This is a genomic window from Bradyrhizobium sp. Unk1 (genome assembly GCF_059512345.1).
In genome coordinates, this window is record NZ_JCAMOP010000013.1 from 94,275 (window position 1) to 113,128 (window position 18,854).

General features: G+C 62.6%; 21 protein-coding genes and 1 pseudogene. 11 read left to right on the forward strand and 11 right to left on the reverse strand.

The window, feature by feature from the left end:
* Positions 1 to 42: 42 nt before the first annotated feature.
* A complete protein-coding gene (locus AC5ZFO_RS18465; protein WP_282522184.1) occupies positions 43 to 561 on the reverse strand; it encodes a DUF8737 domain-containing protein in 519 nt (172 codons plus the stop codon).
* A gap of 161 nt (positions 562 to 722) precedes the next feature.
* On the reverse strand, positions 723 to 1,148 hold the full coding sequence (locus tag AC5ZFO_RS18470; RefSeq protein ID WP_282522183.1) for a hypothetical protein: 426 nt from the start codon (positions 1,146 to 1,148) through the stop codon (positions 723 to 725).
* A 151-nt stretch (positions 1,149 to 1,299) separates the two neighbouring features.
* Here AC5ZFO_RS18470 and AC5ZFO_RS18475 point away from each other — a divergent pair, with 151 nt between their 5' ends.
* Positions 1,300 to 2,271, forward strand: coding sequence for a LysR family transcriptional regulator (locus tag AC5ZFO_RS18475; protein ID WP_496122287.1), 972 nt, complete (start codon positions 1,300 to 1,302; stop codon positions 2,269 to 2,271).
* A 112-nt stretch (positions 2,272 to 2,383) separates the two neighbouring features.
* Here AC5ZFO_RS18475 and AC5ZFO_RS18480 read toward each other — a convergent pair whose 3' ends face one another.
* The 8 genes from AC5ZFO_RS18480 to AC5ZFO_RS18515 all read right to left on the reverse strand — a co-directional run bounded on the left by AC5ZFO_RS18480 (position 2,384) and on the right by AC5ZFO_RS18515 (position 10,999).
* A complete protein-coding gene (locus tag AC5ZFO_RS18480; RefSeq protein WP_039149669.1) occupies positions 2,384 to 2,746 on the reverse strand; it encodes an ArsR/SmtB family transcription factor in 363 nt (120 codons plus the stop codon).
* A complete protein-coding gene (locus AC5ZFO_RS18485) occupies positions 2,746 to 3,408 on the reverse strand; it encodes an SRPBCC family protein (RefSeq protein WP_282522181.1) in 663 nt (220 codons plus the stop codon). Before AC5ZFO_RS18485 ends, AC5ZFO_RS18480 begins: the two co-directional genes overlap by 1 nt.
* A gap of 137 nt (positions 3,409 to 3,545) precedes the next feature.
* The gene (locus tag AC5ZFO_RS18490) at positions 3,546 to 4,424 is read right to left on the reverse strand and encodes an AraC family transcriptional regulator (RefSeq protein WP_282522180.1); all 879 of its coding nucleotides are present in this window, start codon (positions 4,422 to 4,424) and stop codon (positions 3,546 to 3,548) included.
* Positions 4,425 to 4,627: 203 nt separating this feature from the next.
* Complete coding sequence (locus tag AC5ZFO_RS18495) at positions 4,628 to 5,887, reverse strand: serine hydrolase domain-containing protein (protein WP_282522418.1); 1,260 nt, start codon at positions 5,885 to 5,887, stop codon at positions 4,628 to 4,630.
* 118 nt (positions 5,888 to 6,005) lie between these two features.
* Positions 6,006 to 6,869 carry an APH(6)-I family aminoglycoside O-phosphotransferase gene (locus AC5ZFO_RS18500; RefSeq protein ID WP_282522179.1) on the reverse strand — a complete coding sequence of 288 codons (864 nt, stop codon included), beginning with the start codon at positions 6,867 to 6,869 and terminating at the stop codon, positions 6,006 to 6,008.
* Positions 6,870 to 7,111: 242 nt separating this feature from the next.
* Positions 7,112 to 9,397, reverse strand: a complete 2,286-nt coding sequence (locus AC5ZFO_RS18505; RefSeq protein ID WP_282522178.1) for a hypothetical protein — start codon at positions 9,395 to 9,397, stop codon at positions 7,112 to 7,114.
* Positions 9,398 to 9,498: 101 nt separating this feature from the next.
* Positions 9,499 to 9,795, reverse strand: coding sequence for a hypothetical protein (locus AC5ZFO_RS18510; RefSeq protein WP_282522177.1), 297 nt, complete (start codon positions 9,793 to 9,795; stop codon positions 9,499 to 9,501).
* 259 nt (positions 9,796 to 10,054) lie between these two features.
* Complete coding sequence (locus AC5ZFO_RS18515; RefSeq protein ID WP_282522417.1) at positions 10,055 to 10,999, reverse strand: AraC family transcriptional regulator; 945 nt, start codon at positions 10,997 to 10,999, stop codon at positions 10,055 to 10,057.
* Here AC5ZFO_RS18515 and AC5ZFO_RS18520 point away from each other — a divergent pair.
* The 7 genes and pseudogenes from AC5ZFO_RS18520 to AC5ZFO_RS18550 all read left to right on the forward strand — a co-directional run bounded on the left by AC5ZFO_RS18520 (position 10,943) and on the right by AC5ZFO_RS18550 (position 14,590).
* Positions 10,943 to 11,068, forward strand: coding sequence for a hypothetical protein (locus AC5ZFO_RS18520; protein ID WP_282522428.1), 126 nt, complete (start codon positions 10,943 to 10,945; stop codon positions 11,066 to 11,068). The genes AC5ZFO_RS18515 and AC5ZFO_RS18520 overlap by 57 nt on opposite strands.
* 165 nt (positions 11,069 to 11,233) lie before the next feature.
* On the forward strand, positions 11,234 to 12,004 hold the full coding sequence (locus AC5ZFO_RS18525; protein ID WP_496122288.1) for an alpha/beta hydrolase: 771 nt from the start codon (positions 11,234 to 11,236) through the stop codon (positions 12,002 to 12,004).
* A 346-nt stretch (positions 12,005 to 12,350) separates the two neighbouring features.
* Positions 12,351 to 12,830: an SMI1/KNR4 family protein gene (locus tag AC5ZFO_RS18530; RefSeq protein ID WP_282522175.1), complete on the forward strand. Its 480-nt coding sequence runs from the start codon at positions 12,351 to 12,353 to the stop codon at positions 12,828 to 12,830.
* Positions 12,831 to 12,950: 120 nt separating this feature from the next.
* Positions 12,951 to 13,298 (forward strand): hypothetical protein, encoded by a 348-nt coding sequence (locus tag AC5ZFO_RS18535; protein WP_282522174.1) that lies wholly within the window; start codon positions 12,951 to 12,953, stop codon positions 13,296 to 13,298.
* A gap of 299 nt (positions 13,299 to 13,597) precedes the next feature.
* Positions 13,598 to 13,711, forward strand: a pseudogene (locus tag AC5ZFO_RS18540) (alpha/beta hydrolase); the annotation flags it as partial.
* A gap of 151 nt (positions 13,712 to 13,862) precedes the next feature.
* Positions 13,863 to 14,162 (forward strand): hypothetical protein, encoded by a 300-nt coding sequence (locus AC5ZFO_RS18545; RefSeq protein ID WP_282522173.1) that lies wholly within the window; start codon positions 13,863 to 13,865, stop codon positions 14,160 to 14,162.
* Positions 14,159 to 14,590, forward strand: a complete 432-nt coding sequence (locus tag AC5ZFO_RS18550) for a type II toxin-antitoxin system VapC family toxin (RefSeq protein WP_282522172.1) — start codon at positions 14,159 to 14,161, stop codon at positions 14,588 to 14,590. Before AC5ZFO_RS18545 ends, AC5ZFO_RS18550 begins: the two co-directional genes overlap by 4 nt.
* Before the next feature lie 101 nt (positions 14,591 to 14,691).
* On the opposite strand, the gene AC5ZFO_RS18555 is transcribed toward AC5ZFO_RS18550, so the two are convergent.
* The gene (locus tag AC5ZFO_RS18555) at positions 14,692 to 15,588 is read right to left on the reverse strand and encodes a LysR family transcriptional regulator (protein WP_282522416.1); all 897 of its coding nucleotides are present in this window, start codon (positions 15,586 to 15,588) and stop codon (positions 14,692 to 14,694) included.
* 289 nt (positions 15,589 to 15,877) lie between these two features.
* Between AC5ZFO_RS18555 and AC5ZFO_RS18560 the strand changes: the two genes are divergently transcribed.
* The 3 genes from AC5ZFO_RS18560 to AC5ZFO_RS18570 all read left to right on the forward strand — a co-directional run bounded on the left by AC5ZFO_RS18560 (position 15,878) and on the right by AC5ZFO_RS18570 (position 18,833).
* The gene (locus tag AC5ZFO_RS18560) at positions 15,878 to 16,612 is read left to right on the forward strand and encodes an SDR family NAD(P)-dependent oxidoreductase (RefSeq protein ID WP_282522415.1); all 735 of its coding nucleotides are present in this window, start codon (positions 15,878 to 15,880) and stop codon (positions 16,610 to 16,612) included.
* Between the two features lie 16 nt (positions 16,613 to 16,628).
* Positions 16,629 to 17,228: an NADPH-dependent F420 reductase gene (locus tag AC5ZFO_RS18565; protein WP_282522171.1), complete on the forward strand. Its 600-nt coding sequence runs from the start codon at positions 16,629 to 16,631 to the stop codon at positions 17,226 to 17,228.
* Between the two features lie 786 nt (positions 17,229 to 18,014).
* A complete protein-coding gene (locus AC5ZFO_RS18570) occupies positions 18,015 to 18,833 on the forward strand; it encodes a hypothetical protein (RefSeq protein ID WP_496122289.1) in 819 nt (272 codons plus the stop codon).
* The last annotated feature ends 21 nt before the right edge of the window (positions 18,834 to 18,854 follow it).

The window sequence follows — 18,854 nt, forward strand, 5'->3', positions numbered from 1 at the left end:
TGGTGTAGCCGACGACGCCTTGCACGAGAGGCCTGGTTCGTCTCAGCCCGCGCCGGCCAGTACCACGGCCCCGACGTCGACCCGAGGGCGTGTCAGAAAATAGAATGCGGTGACGTGCGTGATCATCAGCAGCGGCACGTAGATGATCGGGATCGCGTAGGTTGAGCCAAGCCACTCCGCATGCGCGGGAAGGCCGACCTGGATGGCGTTGTAGTAGTCGACGACGAGGTCGATCGCCCCTGCGAGATTGAAGGCGACGACGAACAGCCAGAAGAGCGTGCGTATCCTCACCGTGAGAAGCGCCAGCATGGCCAGCACCCCGGTCGCGAAGTCGCCCCAGGCAGCGAACACCGCGAAGCCAGCCGGGAGGTCCGGGCTCACGACGCCGGGAAGGATGAAGACGAGCCCGAAGAAGCGAAAGCTGTGCAGAGTGGCGATGGCACGGTGCGCGTCGAGCCTGTCCATCGACCTGAGCCAGGGCCAGGCATACGTGCCGAAGCAAAGTAGCCATGCGACATAACCGAGGGCAAGATGTATCCGGAAGAGCGTTTCTGTCGTCATGTTGGCCTCCAATCAGATCGCGACTAGCGCGCAGATCAACCACGTCACAGTGCCGTCAGTGGGACGGTCCAAAGCAGGCTATGCCAGGCCCGAAGCGGCGGCACGATCGCAGCGGGAGCAGCGTCGGTGGTCATCGGCCGTCCTCCATCCGGGTCTCGCCCTTATTGCCGACGCTCAGGATTGGCCATGAGCAAGCGGAGCGGCAAAAGCGGGCCGATTGCGATGTACTCGTGGTCCATCAGATCTTGCTTGGACAATGGGAGGTCTTCCATGATCGCGTGTGCCCCGGCGATATCCCTGGCATCGACGAAGAGGACAACTCCGCGCCCATCGCCACGCGAATACCACTCGCGTATTTTCCCATCGAGATAGAGCTGCACGGTTTGCCGGATTTCAGCCGGCATGACGGCCATGACCTGCTCGCGCGTGACGCCAGCCTTCACGGTCAGGATCACCATCACCCCGGTGGTTGTGGGCGACATGGCTTGTGAGATGGCTTGTGCTTGGGCAACGGATGGATCGGTCATGGAAGTCGCTCCCATCAGGGTTAGGGTGAGCATGACGACAAATTTACGGATGACTTTCATCGGTTTCGCTTCCCGGAGCCACGGCGGTCTCCTTTGTTCTCTGAGATGGCGCTGATGTCGCAAATGTCCGCCATCAGCGACGCTCCCGATCTGCGAGCGAGAGATACGATCGATTGTCGCGAGCGACTATTCGGGATAATGTTGATAGGCTATGAAGCAGAACTTCACAGTCAGACAAGGCGCGCTCGATGGCGTCGAAGCGTTCCTGCGCGTCGCCCAATACCGCAGTTTCCGCCGGGCAGCCGCGGAGCTCGGGGTCACGCCATCGGCCATCAGCCAGGCGGTCCGTGCGCTCGAGGCGCGTGTCGGCGCAGCTTTGTTCATACGCACGACACGCAGTGTTGGCCTGACCGAGGCCGGCGCGCGGTTCCTCTCGCGCGCAAAACCGGCTTTCGAGGAGCTCGTCGCCGCAAGCGAGGTTGCGCGCGATCTTGGGCAACGACCGACTGGACTGTTGCGCCTCACCGTGCCGCGCGCGGTGGTACCGATCCTGCTGGAGCCGCTGATCGCATCCTTCTGCCAGGCCTATCCCGAGGTCGAGGTGGAGATCGCCGCAGGCGAGGAATTGGTCGACCTCGCGGCCAAGGGGTTTGATGCCGGCGTCCGGATGGGCCAGTTCATCGCCACCGACATGGTCGCGGTCCGGCTGACGCCCCCTTTTCCGTTCGTGGTCGTCGGCAGCCCCGACTATCTACGCCGGCACGGGCGGCCCGAGCGTATCGACGACTTGCGTCGGCACGCATGCCTGCGCATTCGCCGCAGCAACGGATCGATCGCGCCGTGGTCTCTTGTCGAAGGCAACAAGACAGTCGAAGCGATCGTCTCGGGGCCGCTGATTGCTCACGACTTTCCCACCATGCTTGGCGCCGCCGTGGAAGGCATGGGACTTGCGCAAGTGCCCGCGCCGATCGCCGCCAGCCTGGTGAAGACGGGAAAGCTCGTACAGGTCCTGAAGTCTTTCGCGCCAATGGCGCCGGGCGTATTTCTCTACTATCCGAGCCGTCATCAAACGATGCCGAAACTGAGAGCCTTCATCGATCACGTGAAGGCCCGCCCGGCCGCTGCCGGCAAAACGCGCGTTCACGTTGATGACAAGCGTACGCGCGGGACGAAAATGCGCTGATATGGAAAGCGCGGAACGGTCAAGCTGCTGGCCTCGCGCATCGCGATAGCGCTGGGCAGATGAGCGCGGCAGATGGGTAGAGCGCAGCGAAACCCATCCCAAATCATAGAGCTCACGCCCTCTTCCCGCTCCGTTTGGTCATCGGCGCGTGACGACGCTCCCGTTTGCCGCGCGCGATCTCAGTCGCCAGCGCGTCCAGCTTCGGCTCCCAGAAATTCCTGAACTGACCGATCCACGCATCCACCGACCGAAGCCCCGCACCATCGACCGAATAGAGTCGTCTTTGCGCCTCTGCCCGAACTGTCGCAAAACCGCTCTCGCGCAGCACCTTGAGATGCTGCGACACGGCCGCCTGCGTGATCCCGAACTCGGCCCCGATCACTTCAACGACCTCACCGGACGCCATCTCCCCCGGAGCGAGCAGCTCGAGGATGCGACGGCGCACCGGATCGGCGAGGACCTCGAAGACGTGCATCAGCTTCCTGCGCCCGGATGTGCGACGTCAGGCGGCATCTCGCCGCGGTAGAAGGCGATGGTGCGGTCGGAGCGCTGCTTCGCCGTATCAGGATCGACCCCGCTTGCGACATGCGCCGCGCACCAATATTCACCGCTTGTCGTCATGAATTCCTTGCCGGCAGGAGAGCCCATCCAAGCCTCGGCCGTCTCGTGGTCGACCGATGCGCCGGTCGCAACATATCGCTCCAGTCCCGCGATGGCGAGATCCCAACCGATACCCACCGCACCTGGACCAAACTGATTCCAATGGTCCTCGATGATTGCGGTGTGCTCCAGCGTCAGACGCGCCTGATCTCGTTCTGCTGCCAGCTTGACGTCGATCCAGCTCATCCCGCCGCCGAATTCCCACGTCGCTGCAAAATGCGTCGGCGGCGTACATGCCGTGATGGTGCCGCCCGCGTTCCCCCTCAGCTGGTACCTTCCACCCAGCTGGAGGTCTCCCTCGACCGGCAGGAACCAGCGCGGAATGCGTTGCTGGCTGGTCACTGCGTCCCAGAGATCGTCGACGCTGGTCTCGTAAAGTCGCGTCAGCGTCACCGTGCTGGCTGCTTTTCCATCCTTCTCGAAATTCTTCACCGAACGCGTGACAAGCCCCAAGACCCTGGCGACGTCGATTTCCATTGCATCCCTCCGCATCGTTTCGCGCAATGGCGAGTATCGGCCTTCACTAATATAAGTCAACTCTTATATTAGTGAGACCGTGCCGCTGTGTGCAGCGCGCGAATTAATTGATTGCCAGTTCGTCCGCCGTCTGAGGGCTATTTCAGCGGCAGGAAAACGTCCGCAACCGTCTCGTGCTCCGGCACCTCCGGGAAGAAGCTCAGCCGCTGGCAATAGATCGGAAAGTCGCGTGCTTCCTCGCCGCTGGCCGGGAGCCAGTCGCGATAGAGGTAGAGCGCGGCGGGCTCCAGATTGTCGGTGTAGCCGACGACCCGCAGCACCGCGCAGCGTCCGCCCGGGATCTCGCCGGCCTTGATCTCTTCGCCGTTCGCCTCGATCGGCTGGTCGGTCCCGACACAGAGGTCCGTGCTGTAAGCGGCGGGCGAGGAAGGACGCCGTTCGGACCGCCAGACATTGAAGGTCGGACTTGTCCTGGGGTGCAGGCCAGCTTTCTTTCGCCACGCGATGAACCGCCGGATGGTGTCGCCGAGCGTCGCCGGGTCGCCCCGATGCTCCATGATCGCGACCTTCGTCGGCGGCACATCGCGTATCGTCACGTCGTCGGTAGTAAAAGTCTTCATGAGCTTGCTCCTCGCGTTGTCGAGAGGCCCGAAGGCCACAAGCCACGGCTCCCAGTCGGGAGAGTTGCGGAACGACGACGGCGATTGCCCGAACCGTTGTCGAAAGGCGCGGGCAAAGGCGTCCGGTGCGTCGTAACCGGCGTCCATCGCGATGTCAGTGACACCAGGGGCGTCACTGTAGGCCAGCAGGTAGGAAGCGCGCTTCATACGGGCCAGCTGGACATAGCGATGCACGGACAACCCGAAGGTCGCCGAGAACTGCCGGTGGAAATGAAATTTCGAGAAGGCTGCAACGCTGCTCAGCGTATCCAGGTCCAGATCGTCGTCGAGATGCCGGTCGATATGGTCCAGCACCCGCCGCATCCGGTCCTGATAGTTTTGCAGCGCCGCCTTCATCGTCCCTCCTCCGTGGCGGCTTTAGTGTGGTGCGGATCGCCGTGAAGTGCTCGACCGATCTTGCGGTTTTGGGCCCCCGTAGCCCGGATGGAGCGCAGCGCAATCCGGGATTCTTACCACACGTGCAGCCTCGTGATGCGGCTGGTCTGTCCCGGATTACGCTGCGCTCCATCCGGGCTACGAGGATGCCAGGTCGTGCGCGGTTACCCGCCAGCCATCAGCTGCTTCGCCAGCGCCATGTACGCCGGCAGGGTCACGGGATCGTTGGCGGCGTTGCCCGCGACGGGGTGCGACGCATAACGCGCGATCACCATCTCGGCCTTGGGATCGACGTAGATGCCCTGGCCGTGAACGCCGCGCGCCATATAGGCGCCGTGGGCGTTGTGCGTGACCCACCATTGATTGCGGTACGACGCGCCCGGCAGCGTGCTGTAGCCGGCCGGCCTGAACTTCTCGGGGTCTCCGCCGCGCGCGATGTCCTCGACCACCTGTGACGGCACGATCTGTCGGCCGTTGAAGCGGCCGTGATTGCGCATGGTCTCACCGAAGCGGGCGAGATCGCGCAAGCTGGTCGAGAGGCCGCCACCGCCGCTCTCGGTACCGATGCGATCGACGTGATAATGCGCGTCCTCCTCCGCGCCCATCGGCGTCCAGATGCGCTCGGAGAGAAGCTCGGACAACGTCATGCCGCTGACGCGCCGGCAGATCCAGGCCAGCACGTCGGTATTGACGGTCTTGTAGGCAAAGACCTTGCCGTGCTCGCCCTGCTTCGTCTGCGCGACGAGGAAATCGAAGATATTGGTCGCACCGTCATAGTCAGGCGGAATCGGCGCCATGCCGTTGGCACGCCGCAAGCCCCAGACGTGCGAATTTTTGTCGGTATAGATTTCGGTGTATTCGAGCCCCGTGGTCATATCCATGACCTCGTGCACGCGCGCATCGCCGAACGCGCTGGCCTTCAGCTCCGGCACATAATCCGTGACCTGTGCCTGCGGATCGATCTTGCCCTCGGTGACCAGAATGCCGGCCAGCACGCCCGTGAAGGATTTCGTCACCGACATCGCGATATGCGGCTTATGCGGCTTCAGCGCGCCGAAATAGCGCTCATAGATCAGCTTGCCCCGATGCAGCACGGCGATGCCGTCGGCATAAGTTTCCTCCAGCATTCTTGCGAACGTCATGGGCCGGCCGTCCATGGTGGTCGAGGCGACCGCGCCGATGTCATGGTCTTCCCGCGGCAACACGGACGCAGGCCCTGCCCCACGCCAGACATTCACGGTCGGCACCAGCTGGCGCACATTGCTCCAGGCCCAGCGCAGCTCGGGGAAGCTGCGGAACGAGCCGTTCTGGAAGGTGATCGTCCGCTCCGGCGCCGGCGGAAAGCCCTTCATCCAGCCGAGCGTTTCGGGGTCGGATTCGGTGGCAGTCGCGGGCTGTTGGTTGGGGGCGGTTGCGGCGGACATGAACACGAACTCCGGAGGCAGCGGTGCGGATGACGTATCATGGGATGGCATGATCCACATCCGGCGTTTGCGCCGGGGGGCCGTGCAGCCCTGGCGCGGCCGCTCGCGCGGGTCCGCGTTATGAGCGAGCACTCGCGCGCCGAGGCTCATCGAGCAGGCGGCGAGTGATTGCGTTGATGGTCAGGTCGATAGCGGCGCCCTGCTCGTCGCCGTCGCCAATGAACCAGGCTGCCGACAACCCCGTCCACGCAACGATCCAGCGAAGCAGCCGCTCGGGCTGAAGTCCCGTCACGGCGACCACGATATCCAGCCGGGCCTCCAGTCGACCCGGCAGGGTCGCAAGCGGCCGGCTGGGATCGCTGAGATCGGGGTTCGTGAAGATGTTGGCATAGTCGAATGTTCGTTCGCCGACGAGCCCGTGCGGGTCGATCGCCAGCCATCCCCGCTCACCGAAGTCGAGCACATTCTCGTGGTGCAGGTCGCCGTGCAGCGGACCGATGGCGTGTGGCGCGGCCAGGAGTTCGCGGGCGATGTCGGCGGCGGGCGCGAGTGCCGCGTGGTCCGGGGCCAGCTGGAAGAGCGGCTGAAACCAGTCTTCCAGCGGGTGCAGGTCAGGAAGCGCGCCCGGCCGCGTTGCGTGCAGCCGCGCCGTCGTGTCGCAGAGGATCCGGCATGCCTCGTCGTCCCGGCCCGACCAGGCCATCTGCGCGAGATCGCCGGCTCCCGAGGCCCGTTCCATCAGCAGAGCGTCCGCGGTCGAGGCAAAGACCCTGGCAGCGCCCTGACCGTCCCACCAGGTCAGAAGGCGATAGCCCGCCCCCTCATCGGGAATACGGGCAACCTTGAGCATTGCAGGCCGGCCGTCATGTCGAACCGGCAGAACCCAGCTGGAATGGGTGGTCAGCAGTGCCCCGTCCGGAACCAGACGCCATCGTTCAAGCCAAATTGCGACTGGCGGCAGAATATGGGGATGCGAGTCCATGGGGTCATCACCTGAGATCATGTCCGGCGCTCTGTCTGCCGAGACTTGATCAACAATGCGGCCGGCCGCCACCGTTTCGTTGCAGCGATACCCTTTCCACGTTTTCGTTTTCCTTTCCCGTGGCCAAAGAGTCGCGCTTTCGCGTCGCCGTCGGCAGAGGTGACGGCGCACCTGCGACGACACAGTCGCAGGTGCGCTCGTCCATGACACCAACGGTCTTCACCGGGCTTCAGCGAAACGGCTTACCGCTTCCGCCCCGCGCGCCCCTTTGCCTTCGCCGCGCGTTTGCGGCCTGGGGCGGCTGCTCGCGCCGGTCCGCGTGGCGTACGGCTGCCTGTTTCTGCAGCCAACTCGGGACGCAACTTGGCGAGCTTGGCGCGATCCGGCAGCATGTCCGCAAAACCGTCGATCGCGCGCGGCGCGGTCGTATCGTCGCCGGCCGCAGCCATTGCGGCGCGCGCGCCTGACGGCGCGGCGGTCTGGCTGAGCGCCTGCAACCGCCGGCACGCTTCACCGAGGTGATAGGCATCGCCGCCGAGCGCCACCCATTTGCCGACCTCGGGATGCAGCACGAGATTGGCTGAATGGTTGTCGCTCGCGCTGGTCGGATAGTCGACGAACACGTCGACCCCCGACTGCACGCCCACCATCACGCCCTGCGCCGACCATGACACGGCGACGTCGACGCGGTAGCGGCCCGGCTTCTCGAAGGCGAAGCCCGCCGTGCTCCAGAACACCTTCGCCGAAGCCGTGACGCTCTTGCCGGGCTCGAGCTCGGCCAGCTTCGCGTGCTCGCACAGGATCACGAAGGGCCTGACCGGGCGTTCGCGCCCCTCGCCGTCGGTGACGGTGATCGACGCGAACAGGGCCTCGGTGCTGACGTCGTTCGGCGCGCGCAGCGACACGCCGCTGGTGTTCGTCATCGTCCAGGTCAGATCCAGCGGCTGGCCGAGCGCGACGCGGTCGGTGGTGGCCGTCACCGTCAGCGCCAGCTCGGAAGGTTCGAAATCGTGCCGGTCGGCGGCTTGCGGCGCACCGGTCGGGAACCAGCTTGCGAACGGCCATCCGCCCGGACGAATGACCGGATCCGGCATGTGGTTGAGGTGATGACGGACGTTGGTGTTGTGCGCGAGCGCGATCTGATCCGGGAACACGCCAGGCGCGCCGGTCGCGGGACCGCCGAGCACGTCCGCCACGCTCGGCGTCGTGGTCATGATCGAGTTGTCGGCCGCTGTCTCCTGCTCCTGGTGGATCTGGTTCAGCGTATGCGTCAGCTCGTGGGTCGCGCTGCGCAGGAACGCGCGCGGCACGTCGCGCTGCTTCTTGTTCGCGGCGAGACCGAAGTTCGAGGAGTCCGAGACGGGATAGCCGTCATCGGAGAAACTGGCACAGCCTTCGCGGGGAACGCCGATCTGATCGTACATGATGCCGCGCGAGCAGCCGAGTTTTGCAGGCACCACGATCATGTGCACGTGCCATTCGGTGTCCAGATTCGTCGCGGGATTGCGCACGGTCGTCATCAGCGCGTGCAGATCCGCAGAGCTCCAGCAATTGGTCGCCACCACGCCTGCGGGCACCGGGACGTTGAGCTGGTCCTGCACCACCGACAGCTGCCAGCCGGTCTTCGCGAAGACCGTGTCGAAGAACTCGGTGCCGCCGGCACCGTCAGGCACCGGCGCGGGCCGGACGGCTCCGACCAGCGTGTCGATCTCCAGCGTCGCGCGGCGGAAGAATTTCGACACCCAGGCGAGCGTGACGCTGCCCTTGTCCACGCCGCCCTCGAACAGCCGGCCCTGGTAGAACGGCCCGCCGGTCAGGGAGAACGGAAACGGCGCCGGCACCTTTGCAAGCTTCATCGTCACGGTGCGCGACGGCGAAGCCGGGAACGTGCCCTTGAACTGGCCGGCCGGCGGCTGCGTGTAATTGAACTGCTCGGCGACAATCGTCAGCTCGCATTTCTTCGGCAGCGGGACCGCGACGGGCGCGGACACGCTGGTCACCCTGAGATAGGAATGATAGCGCGCGCGGGGGAAGATGGGGATCCGCGGCCTGCGGATCGGAAACGGAATCAGGGGTTCATCGAGCGCACTGAGCGAACCGGCGAGGCTCGTCAGTCCCGAATCCGCCGCCGCTTCATCTCCGTCCGCGTCGCCCACCGGCAGCACGGGCCCCACCGGCGGGATCGGACCGATCACCGGCCGGCGCGAGTAGAGATCGCCGCTGACGATCAGATGATCCGCCCCGCCGTCGGGCGCCGAGCGATCGACGCGCAGCGTGCCTTCGAAGGTCACGAAGCCCGCGGTCGGCCTGAAGTTGATCTGATAGCAGCCTTCGCGGAAGTCGAGCCTGCAGAGCCTGAACGGCGGAAACGGCTGCAGATCGGTTGAGGCCGGCTGATCGCCGGACTCCTCGTCGCTGAAGCTGATCTGGCGCGACAGCGGGACCTGCGGCTTCATCGCGGGCTCGACCGATGCCGCGGTCATCTTGGAAAGGCTGCCACTCGCTTCATGCTCTGAGCAATTGCACATGTCGTCTTCTCCTCGTTGAAAGGTGGAGGCGATCGACGTGAGCATCGGGCTCGTTCGCGGGTACGCCCGCGTTATTTCGGTCAGCTGTGGCGTGCGCAGTCCTACGCGCGCCGATAGGTCACGACACAGCCCTCTGAATCCGTAAACTCAAATCGGTCGGCCTTGAGTGAAATGCGATAGGTCACAAGTTCATCAGTCGCCGTCCCGACGACGAGTGTGTTGGAATCTTCGAGACGGTAGATTCCCGCGTCCCACCACACCATGCCCTGCCCTTCGCCGCGCATGCCGCGGTAGGTGCCGGTCGAGAACGTGAGAGTGGCGGGATACTTGTCCGCACACGCAGCCGACGTGGATTTGGTCCACGTACCAACCATGCTCTGTTCGTGTTTGTCAGCCATAGTGTCTCCATAGCTCTCATCGGCCGAGCGGCCGATTGGAGGCTATTTCAACATGCCGTTCTGGCGTGTGCAGCTCATTTGAGGCTGATGTGATGACGGGTGTGTCAAATCGACTAAATTCACCACGTTCAATCACAACAGGTACTCTATCGCAGCATTGACGCGAGCGTGCGTGTGAGATGCTTCACACCGAAGGTGCGACAATTGAGCACCGGCAATGAGAGCGAGATGAAAGCGCGGCCGAGCAACTGACGCTCGTTCAATCGGAGACGTTCACTTCCGCACCGTGCGGTTGTCCTTGGCTTCCATCAAGGCGTTGAGCGGTCCGGTAGCGGCCGGGCGACATGCCATGATGTCGATGAAACAGTTTTGAAAACGCCGCCGCTGTCTCGTAACCGACCTGGCTCGCGATCCGTGCGATGGGCTCATCGCTGGTTTCGAGCAGGAACGCCGCTTCCGCCATCCGGCGTTCGATCACATAACGATGCATGGACTGGCCGACGAGCTTGGTGAAGCGCGCTGAAAATACCGAGCGGCCGAGCCCCACGCGTTGGCCGAGGTCGTTAAGCGTCCAGGGCCGCTCCGGGTTATCGTGGATCAACTTGAGCGCCGGTCCGATATGCGGGTCCGATATGGCGCCGAGCCAGCCGCCTTGTCCGGGACTGAGAGACGCGATCCAGCTTCGGAGCACCTCGACAAACAGCACTTCCGTCAGGCGTGAGAGCGCGACGCGCTGGCCGGGACGCTCGAGCGCGGACTCACTCACCATGCGCCGCAGGATGGCTTCGAGCCAGCCACCGTCCGCCGTCGGCTTCAACAGAAGCACGGGCGGAAGCATTTCCAGCACGCTGCTGAACGAGGGCCGCGACACGGTGAAATTGCCGCAGATCATGGTCGAGAGCGGCTTTGCACGGCCGCCGTGACGAACGACGCCAAGACGTGCCGACGATCGATCGAGGTCCACAATCTGCAAAGGCTTGGCCCGGCGATCCGAATAAAACACATGGGGCTCGCCGCGTGTGATGACGACGAAATCGCCCTCGGTCATCTGGATTTCCTGTCCCTGCTCGAGCGCGAGGGTCGCGGAGCCCCGGCTGAGATAGTGAAACAACGCGTAGGGGCGCGCCGGCAGCTCCAGATTCCAGGGATGGCCGAGCTCGAAGTGGAAGAGCAGCGTCCCTCCGAGACGAACGCGATCGAGCACTTGGGCGAGGATGTCCATGCCGCCGAAGCTAGTCCGGTGGACGGTCGGACACAACATCCGGACGATTGATCCCTACTGTCCGGGAGCCCGCGAACTAGGTCATGTCGCGGCGGGCCGACGTCATGTGCGGCAACCATTTCGCCAACGGCGGATGGAAGAAACCGCGACCTTGCAGGAAACGCCTGTCCATTCCCCCGGACCTTATTCCGTCCGACATATCAACAGGAACAATCAATGCTAAATATCCTTCTCTCAGCCGCCACCGTACTCCTGGCCGGAACGACCTTGGCCGGCTCCGCTTCTTCCGCTGAGCTGCCCAAGGGAGCAGCCCACAACATCGTGCTCGTGCACGGCGCTTTCGTGGACCCGACGAGCTGGCAGCCCGTTGCCGATATTCTGACGAAGAAGGGCTACAACGTCACGCTCGTGGAAAATCCACTCACCTCGCTCGCCGCTGATGTCGATGCCACCAAGCAGGCGCTCGCGAAGCAGGACGGCAAGACCGTTCTGGTCGGCCACTCCTGGGGCGGCGTGGTGATCACGCAAGCCGGCAATGATCCCAAGGTCTCGGCGCTGGTCTACGTCTCCGCCTTCGCGCCCGACGTCGGGGAATCCCTGGCGTCGCTGGCCAAAGCCGGGCCACCGACCGAAGGCGGCAACGCGATCCATCCTGATGCGAAGGGCAATCTGTACATCGATCCCAAGGTGTTTCCGTCGGCGGTCGCGGCTGACCTTCCTCCTGAGATCGCCGAGCACCTGGCCAAATCGCAGCTTCCATTGAGCCTCGCTGCGTTCGAGGCCCCCGTCACCATTGCGGCCTGGCATGACAAGCCGACGTTCGATGTCATCACCACGAAGGACAAGGTCATCGCGCCCGAGGCCCAGAAGTCGTTCGCAGCCAGGATGAAGGCTCAGGTGACGGACGTCGCCGGCAGCCATGCCTCGCTCGTCGTCCACGCGAAGCAAGTCGCCGAGGTGATCGAGAAGGCGGCGCTCGCGAAGTGACGAACCTGCTCCCGGCACGTCGGTGTCGGGAGCAGCCCCACGTTTGGTCGAGGACAATGGGAGGTTGCTTGCGCGATGACCTTCCGGGCGGCGCACCGGCGTTAAGGGCCAGTCGATCTTAGGATGGGTAGAGCGCAGCGATACCCATCAATCTCGTTTTGCAAGCGCGATGGGTTTCGCACCGCCCGCTCTTGACGCTCGTTGCTGGTATGACGGCCGGAGCTTCGAACAATCTATGATAGAGTACTCCGACGATTAAAGCGAGCTTACATCGCGCTGAAATTTGGCGTAGATCGAACCGGGGCGGCAGGAGGCGACGCCGACCCGGCCCGTGCCAGAGGTGCGAATGAACTACCTTCCTTTGCTGAAAGTGACCAAGCCACCGGCTTCGGTACAAGACATCGCCAGCGTGGAGACTGCCCTAGGCGCCAAACTCCCCGAGCCCTTCAAGGCGTTTCTGGCCCAGAGCGACGGCGGCGAGTTCAAGATCGACGGCGTTCGGATCAAAGCCCAAAATGATGTGACGATTCTCGATCGCATCCTGTCGGTCCACGGCACCGCGACGTCCGGCATCCTCCAGCAGTACGAGATGCGGCGGTCCATGGATCGCATCCCGGTCCGATGCTGCCCGATCGGGCGCGACCCCGGCGGCAATTTGTTCATCCTGAGCCTCGAACCGAAGTCCTACGGCCGGGTCTATTTCTGGGATCACGACAACGAACCGCCCGACGGCGGCGATGATCTCGCCGACTTCCCGAACATGCACGAGCTCGCGCCGAACTTCGAGCGCTTCATCCGCGACCTCGAGGACTTCAACCGTGGCTGATGCGGCTGCCGGGCGCGCCTGTCCTGGCGCCACCCTGGCCTAGATGCTACGAGGCCATTAGGCACAGGATGAATCAGGGACGACTTCTCAAGGACGTCCCATCTCAAACGGAATCCAAGAATGAACGGAACTCTCTCGATTGTCGTCCTGGCTGCCGAGCTTCTCGTCAGCGCGTTGAGCGCGTTCGTTTCGATTGCCGCTCTTGGCTTCGCAGGAGAGGTCACCCGATCCAGGGATCTGACTGCCTTTGGCTGGGTGTTGGGAGCTCTCTACTTCATCGTCGCCTTCACTCCCCTCGTCGCAACCGGATGGGTGGCCTACAGACGATTCATTTCAGACAAAGCATTTCCAGTGCTCGAAATCATCTCGTCGCCATACCTGGTCCCGTTGGTGCTGCTGATCGGCGCAGCGATTTTCTGCATTGGGCTGTTGGCGTTTCAAAACGGCGCGGGCTTGGCACCTCGGTAGGTGCAACGGCTTGGAGCCGATTGAGAAGTTTCAATGAGACGGTAGATTCCTGCATCCCACCACACCGTGCCCCTGCCCTGGTCCGCGCATGCCGCGGTAGGCCGTCGGCCTGGAATGCGAGGGTGGCGGGATATTTGTCTGCGCACGCAGCCGCCGTGGTTTTGGTCCACGTCCCAACCATGCTCTGTCCGTGTCAGCCATAGTGTCTCCATAGCTCCCATCGGCCTTCTGGCCGCTTGAAGAATATCTCAACATGTCGTTCTGGCGTGTGCAGCTCATTTCAAACGATGTGGTGGTGATTTGCCGCAACAATGAAGGCTCAGGTGACGGAAGTCGCCGGCAGCCATGCCTCGCTCGTGGTCCATGCGAAGGAAGTCGCTGAAGTCATCGAAAAGGCAGCGCTCGCGAAGTGATGAACCTGCTCCCGGCGCCTTGGCGTCGGGAGCAGCCTAAGTTTGAGCAGCGGACGTTTGGAGGTCGCTTCCGAGATCTAACCCCGAGCGATCGAGCTTGTAGAAGGCGGCATTTCTGGCTATATTACTGGAAATATTGCCAGGGAATTCCATGGGAAATTCGCAGAAGCGTGCCATCCAGAATTACCGATCCCGGCTCGGCAAGCGCGGTTTGGCGCGTTTTGAAGTGCTCGGTCGGGATGCCGACCGCGATCTTATCCGTTCGTTCGCCAGACACCTGTCAGAGGATACGCCCGAGGCCTCGGAGCTTCGTGCCGCCGTGAGCAAGTCGATCGCGGGTGAGCCGCCCAAGCCCGGCGGGATTCTCGCCGCCTTGCGTCGCTCACCGCTCGTAGGCGCCGATCTTGATCTTTCGCGGCCCCGCGAGAAAGGGCGCAAGGTCGATCTGTGATGCGCTATCTCCTCGACACCAACATCATCCGTAACGTCGTCAAACCGCGCCCATCGGAATCCCTGCTGTCATGGATGTCGATGCAGCGCGACGAGGATTTGTTCATCGCCTCGCTGACCGTTGCAGAAATCCGCCGCGGCATTTTGGAGAAGCCGAGCGGCAGGAAGCGCGCCATACTCGACAAGTGGTTCTCCGGGCCAGAAGGACCGCAGGCCATTTTTGCCGGCCGTATTCTATCCTTCGACGACAAGGCGGGGCTTATCTGGGCGCAGTTGATGGCCCAAGGCAAAACGACGGGCAAACCGCGAAGCGGGCTCGACATGATCATCGCCGCAGTCGCCGACGCAAACGAGTGTGTGGTGGTGACGGATAACGAAAAGGACTTCGCCGGACTTCAGATCGTCAATCCGGTACGCCGACTGGTTTGACGCCGCTTGTGGGATGACTGGATCGCAGTGGCATCCATTCATCCCATTTGCAATCGCGATCGGATTCGCTGCGCTCTATCCATACTACGCGCTGTTTCGCATCAGTCGCCCGATATTGACAGCCCCGCGAGAAGCGGAGCGTATGCGGCGAGCCTGCGGGATACGAATTCGGTGAAGAGCCGCACGCGCTTCGTCTTGCGCGTCTCCCCCTGTGTGAGAAGCCAGAGCGTTCCGTACATGTGCAGGTCGGTGCCCGGCACCCTCACCAGCAAGGGATCGGCATCTCCGACGAAGCACGGCAGCGTCGTGATCCCGAGCCCTTGCCGTACGGCAACGATCTGCGCCCCGGCATCTGTGACCCTGAACGGAACCTCGGCGGTGCGAACCTCACCCTCGCTGGCCCAATCCGGAATTCCATGAATGCTGATGACGATCCAACGGATGGGATCAGGCGCGCCCGCACGCCACGCGGCTAGCCGATCCCTGGACATGTAGACGCCGCCGAACAGCTCCGGTCCCTTCAGGCCGTGAAGATTGGGCGGCAGGGTTTTGCGGTCGTAGACGACGCGGATCGCGACGTCGGCCTCCCGGTTGGTCAGATTTGCCAGCTCGCCGAACGACAGGATGTCCATCTCGATATCAGGATGCAGACGCGCGAAATCGGCGAAATCAGGCATGAGCAGGTGTGTCGCCAGCGGCGGTGCCAGCGTCACCCGCAGAAGCCCGCGCACGCCCTGGTCGCGGCCGAAGACGCGCGTCTCCAGCTGGTGCGACGACGCTTCCATCTGGTCCGCAAGCTCGAGGACCTCCTCCCCTGCAGCCGTCAGGCGGTAGCCGGACGGCAGCTTCTCGAACATGAGCGCCCCGAGCCGTTCCTCCAGTTGGGCGACGCGTCGCAGCACGGTCGAATGGTTCACCCCGAGGCGCTCGGCGGCGGCCCGCACCGAGCCTCCACGCGCGACGGCAAGAAAATAGCGAACGTCATCCCAGTCGATCATGGTGCAATCCAGCACCGCCGGGGTGCGCCTTCCAAAGCCGGTCCAATCCATCGAACAGCATCTCGTATGTGGGTAGCACGGGCGGCCATCGCAGCCTATGCCGGCAAGCGCCGCCCAATTCCGAACTGCGAACGCCAATCGTTGCGGCTGGCGCCAGCCGTCCAGCCGGATCGATTCCGCACCACCGATGTGCGCGCTTCCGCACTCAACGCCTGTCGCCGGCGGACCTATGTCGAGGTTCTCGGGGACCTCCCCGAACGGCCAAAGACAGAGTCTCAAAGGAGAAGTCGTGGGAAAGCTTGAAGGTAAGGTTGCAGTCGTCACGGGTGGATCGAGCGGCATGGCGCTGGCGAGCGCCAAGCGCTTCGTTGAAGAAGGCGCCTATGTCTTCATCACGGGCCGAAGGCAGGAGGCGCTCGACGAGGCCGTCAGGCTGATTGGCCGGAACGTGACCGGCGTGCGCGGCGACGCGGCCAATCTCGACGACCTCGACCGCCTGTTCGACACGGTCAAGCGGGACAAGGGCAAGATCGACGTCCTGTACGCGAGCGCCGGCACCGGCGAAGCCGTCCCGCTGGGCGAGATTACCGAGCAGCATTTCGACACGACCTTCGGCCTGAATACGCGCGGCACGCTGTTCACGGTTCAGAAGGCGTTGCCGCTGTTTGGCGATGGCGGATCAATCTTCATGACCGGGTCGGTTGCGTCGGTGAAAGGTTTTCCCGGTTACGGCGTGTATGCGGCGAGCAAGGCGGCGTTGCGCTCATTCGCACGCACGTGGCTGAACGAACTGAAGGGCAGGAACATCCGGGTGAACGTGCTGAGCCCGGGGCCCATCGCCACACCGATGCAGGACCAGGTTCTCACCGAGGAGGCGAAGCGGATGTTCGAAGCCCTGATCCCGCGGGGAAAGATGGGTCGTCCTGAGGAAATTGCGGCGGTCGCGCTGTTTCTCGCTTCAGACGATTCGAGCTTCGTGAATGGGGTGGAGTTGTCTGTCGACGGCGGCTTCTCGGCCATCTGAAAATCGGAGACGCATGATGAGCTACGCAATCATAGGATTCGGCAAGGTAGGCCAGGCCCTCGCCCGCGCCTTCGCCCGTAAGAACATCGAGGTCACAGTCGCGAGCCGCCGGCCACCCGAGGCGTTGGCGCCGCAGGCTCGGGCGATTGGACCCACGGTCGTCGTCAAGTCGCTGCGGGAAGCACTCGAGGCCGACACGATCATCCTGGCGGTCCCGTTCGCCGAGCATCGCGAGGTTGCGAAGGCCCTGCCGAGCTGGAAAGGCAAGACGATCATCGACGCGATGAACGCGTTTCCAGTCCCCGAAGAGCTGGACGGTCTCCCCTCCTCCGCGTTCGTCGCGAAGGCGTTCACCGGCGCCAAGCTCGTGAAAGGTTTCAATCACCTGGTTGCGGCCACCCTGGCCGCCGATCCGGTCGTCGAGGGCGGCCACCGGGTCGTCTTTTTATCCAGCGACGACGACGACGCGATCGCTCCCGTGGCGGCCTTGGCCAAACAGCTCGGCTTCGCACCCGTCAAGCTGGGAAAGCTCAACGAAGGCGGCGCGCTGGTGCACGCACGCGGCTGCATCTGGGGCCAACTCATCTTCCAGGATTTGTTTAGGAAGGAACAGTGATCGATCTACGGCCGTGTAATTTGGCCCGAGAAGTAAAATCCCAAAACGTCGAATTGCGGTGACGGCGCGTTAAACTCGCAAGCCTTCTTTGGCGAGCGATAGTTAGATGCACTGCCACCGTAATCCCTGTTTGTCAGCTCCATAGCTCACATCGGCCTTCTGGCCAGTTGGAGACTATTTCAACATGTCGCTCTGGCGTGTGCAGCTCATTTCAAGCTGATGTGATAGCAATTCACCGCGCACAATCACAGCAGGTACTTTATCTCAGCATCGATGCGAGCATGCATGTGAAGCGGCTCAAGTCCGTCTTTGCGGGAGCGGACTCAAGACCAACTCGGGCCAGTGAACAGGACATTGGAAGGCGCTGTTTGCGAAAGCATGATCGCTCTACGGGTTGGCAGCGCGCGACCTTCACGGTCGGCACCAACTGACGGATGTTGCTCTAGGCCCGGCGCAACTGGGGAAACTCCGGACCGAGCCGTTCTGGACGGTGACAGTGCGGTGGAAAGCCCTTCATCCGGTCGGGGTTGGCGGGGTGACGGGGAACTGGGTGGCGGCAAGTGCGGCGGAAATTGGCACGGAGAAGACGCACTTCCAACGCTTGCTCTGGGTAAGAGCCGTCCCTGCCTTCGCTGCGGCGCGCCCAGATCGATGAACCCAACACAGGCCGAAAGACTCGGCTCAATCCGTCGCACGCTGGGGTTGATTGGAATGCCCTTGCTGAGTACTCTTCGTCATTTCAGGACGCCAAACGAATAGAGCAGCACATTGAAGGAATGTCAGCTCATGGATTTACTGGATGTCGCCATCGACGCAATGCTCAAGGGAGCAGTGAGCCACTATGTTCGCAAATCGTTGGAGAAGATCGATCAAGGATTGTCGACTCTCGTGCAATCCGGAAATCGCGATGAGATCAAGAAGTATGTTACAGACAAGCGACTCATCGAACCACTCACTAATTTGGCGGGCCAGACACTTCGAGGCGCCTATGTCGTTCCAGCAATGCCTGGAACTATCGCAACTGTCGAGGATCGCGCAGAACTATTCCGACACGTCCTTCAGTTCGGCTTCAACGTATCCCATAAGCTTCAAGTGGATCTTGTCTTACCCGGCTCCCTTCACAGCCGAGACACCATAACCTTATTCATCAAAAACAAGGCCAGCGCTCCCAACCTCCAGCGCGAAGGAAATCGAATCGCGCTGCCCAGCAATACCGACTTTTCAAATCAGGTTTACATTGTGCCCGTGCCCTTTCCGCAAGCAAAGGAGCTATTCGCGGACTACAAGAAAAAACTGCTACGGCATATCGAGGACGGGCAAGGTTACTTTCGCTACGACATCGTCAAAGCTGTCGATGGTTGGGACAATTGCAGACTAACCAGAATTACCGCAGGCTCCTGTTACTTCGAATTTCTAAATTTGATGGAAGGCGCAATACGGGCTCACTTTGCGCCTGAGGACGGCAGAGTCCAGATAAGCGATTGGTCAAGCGGCTTACACGAGATGTTCGGCGCAGTCGGAGAAGTTCCCGAACTAGGTTACTTAAGCGACGAGCAAATCAAAGAAATCATGAAAGGCTACGAGCAACTCCAACGTCAAAGCTAATACATGCCCGATACAGTCGAT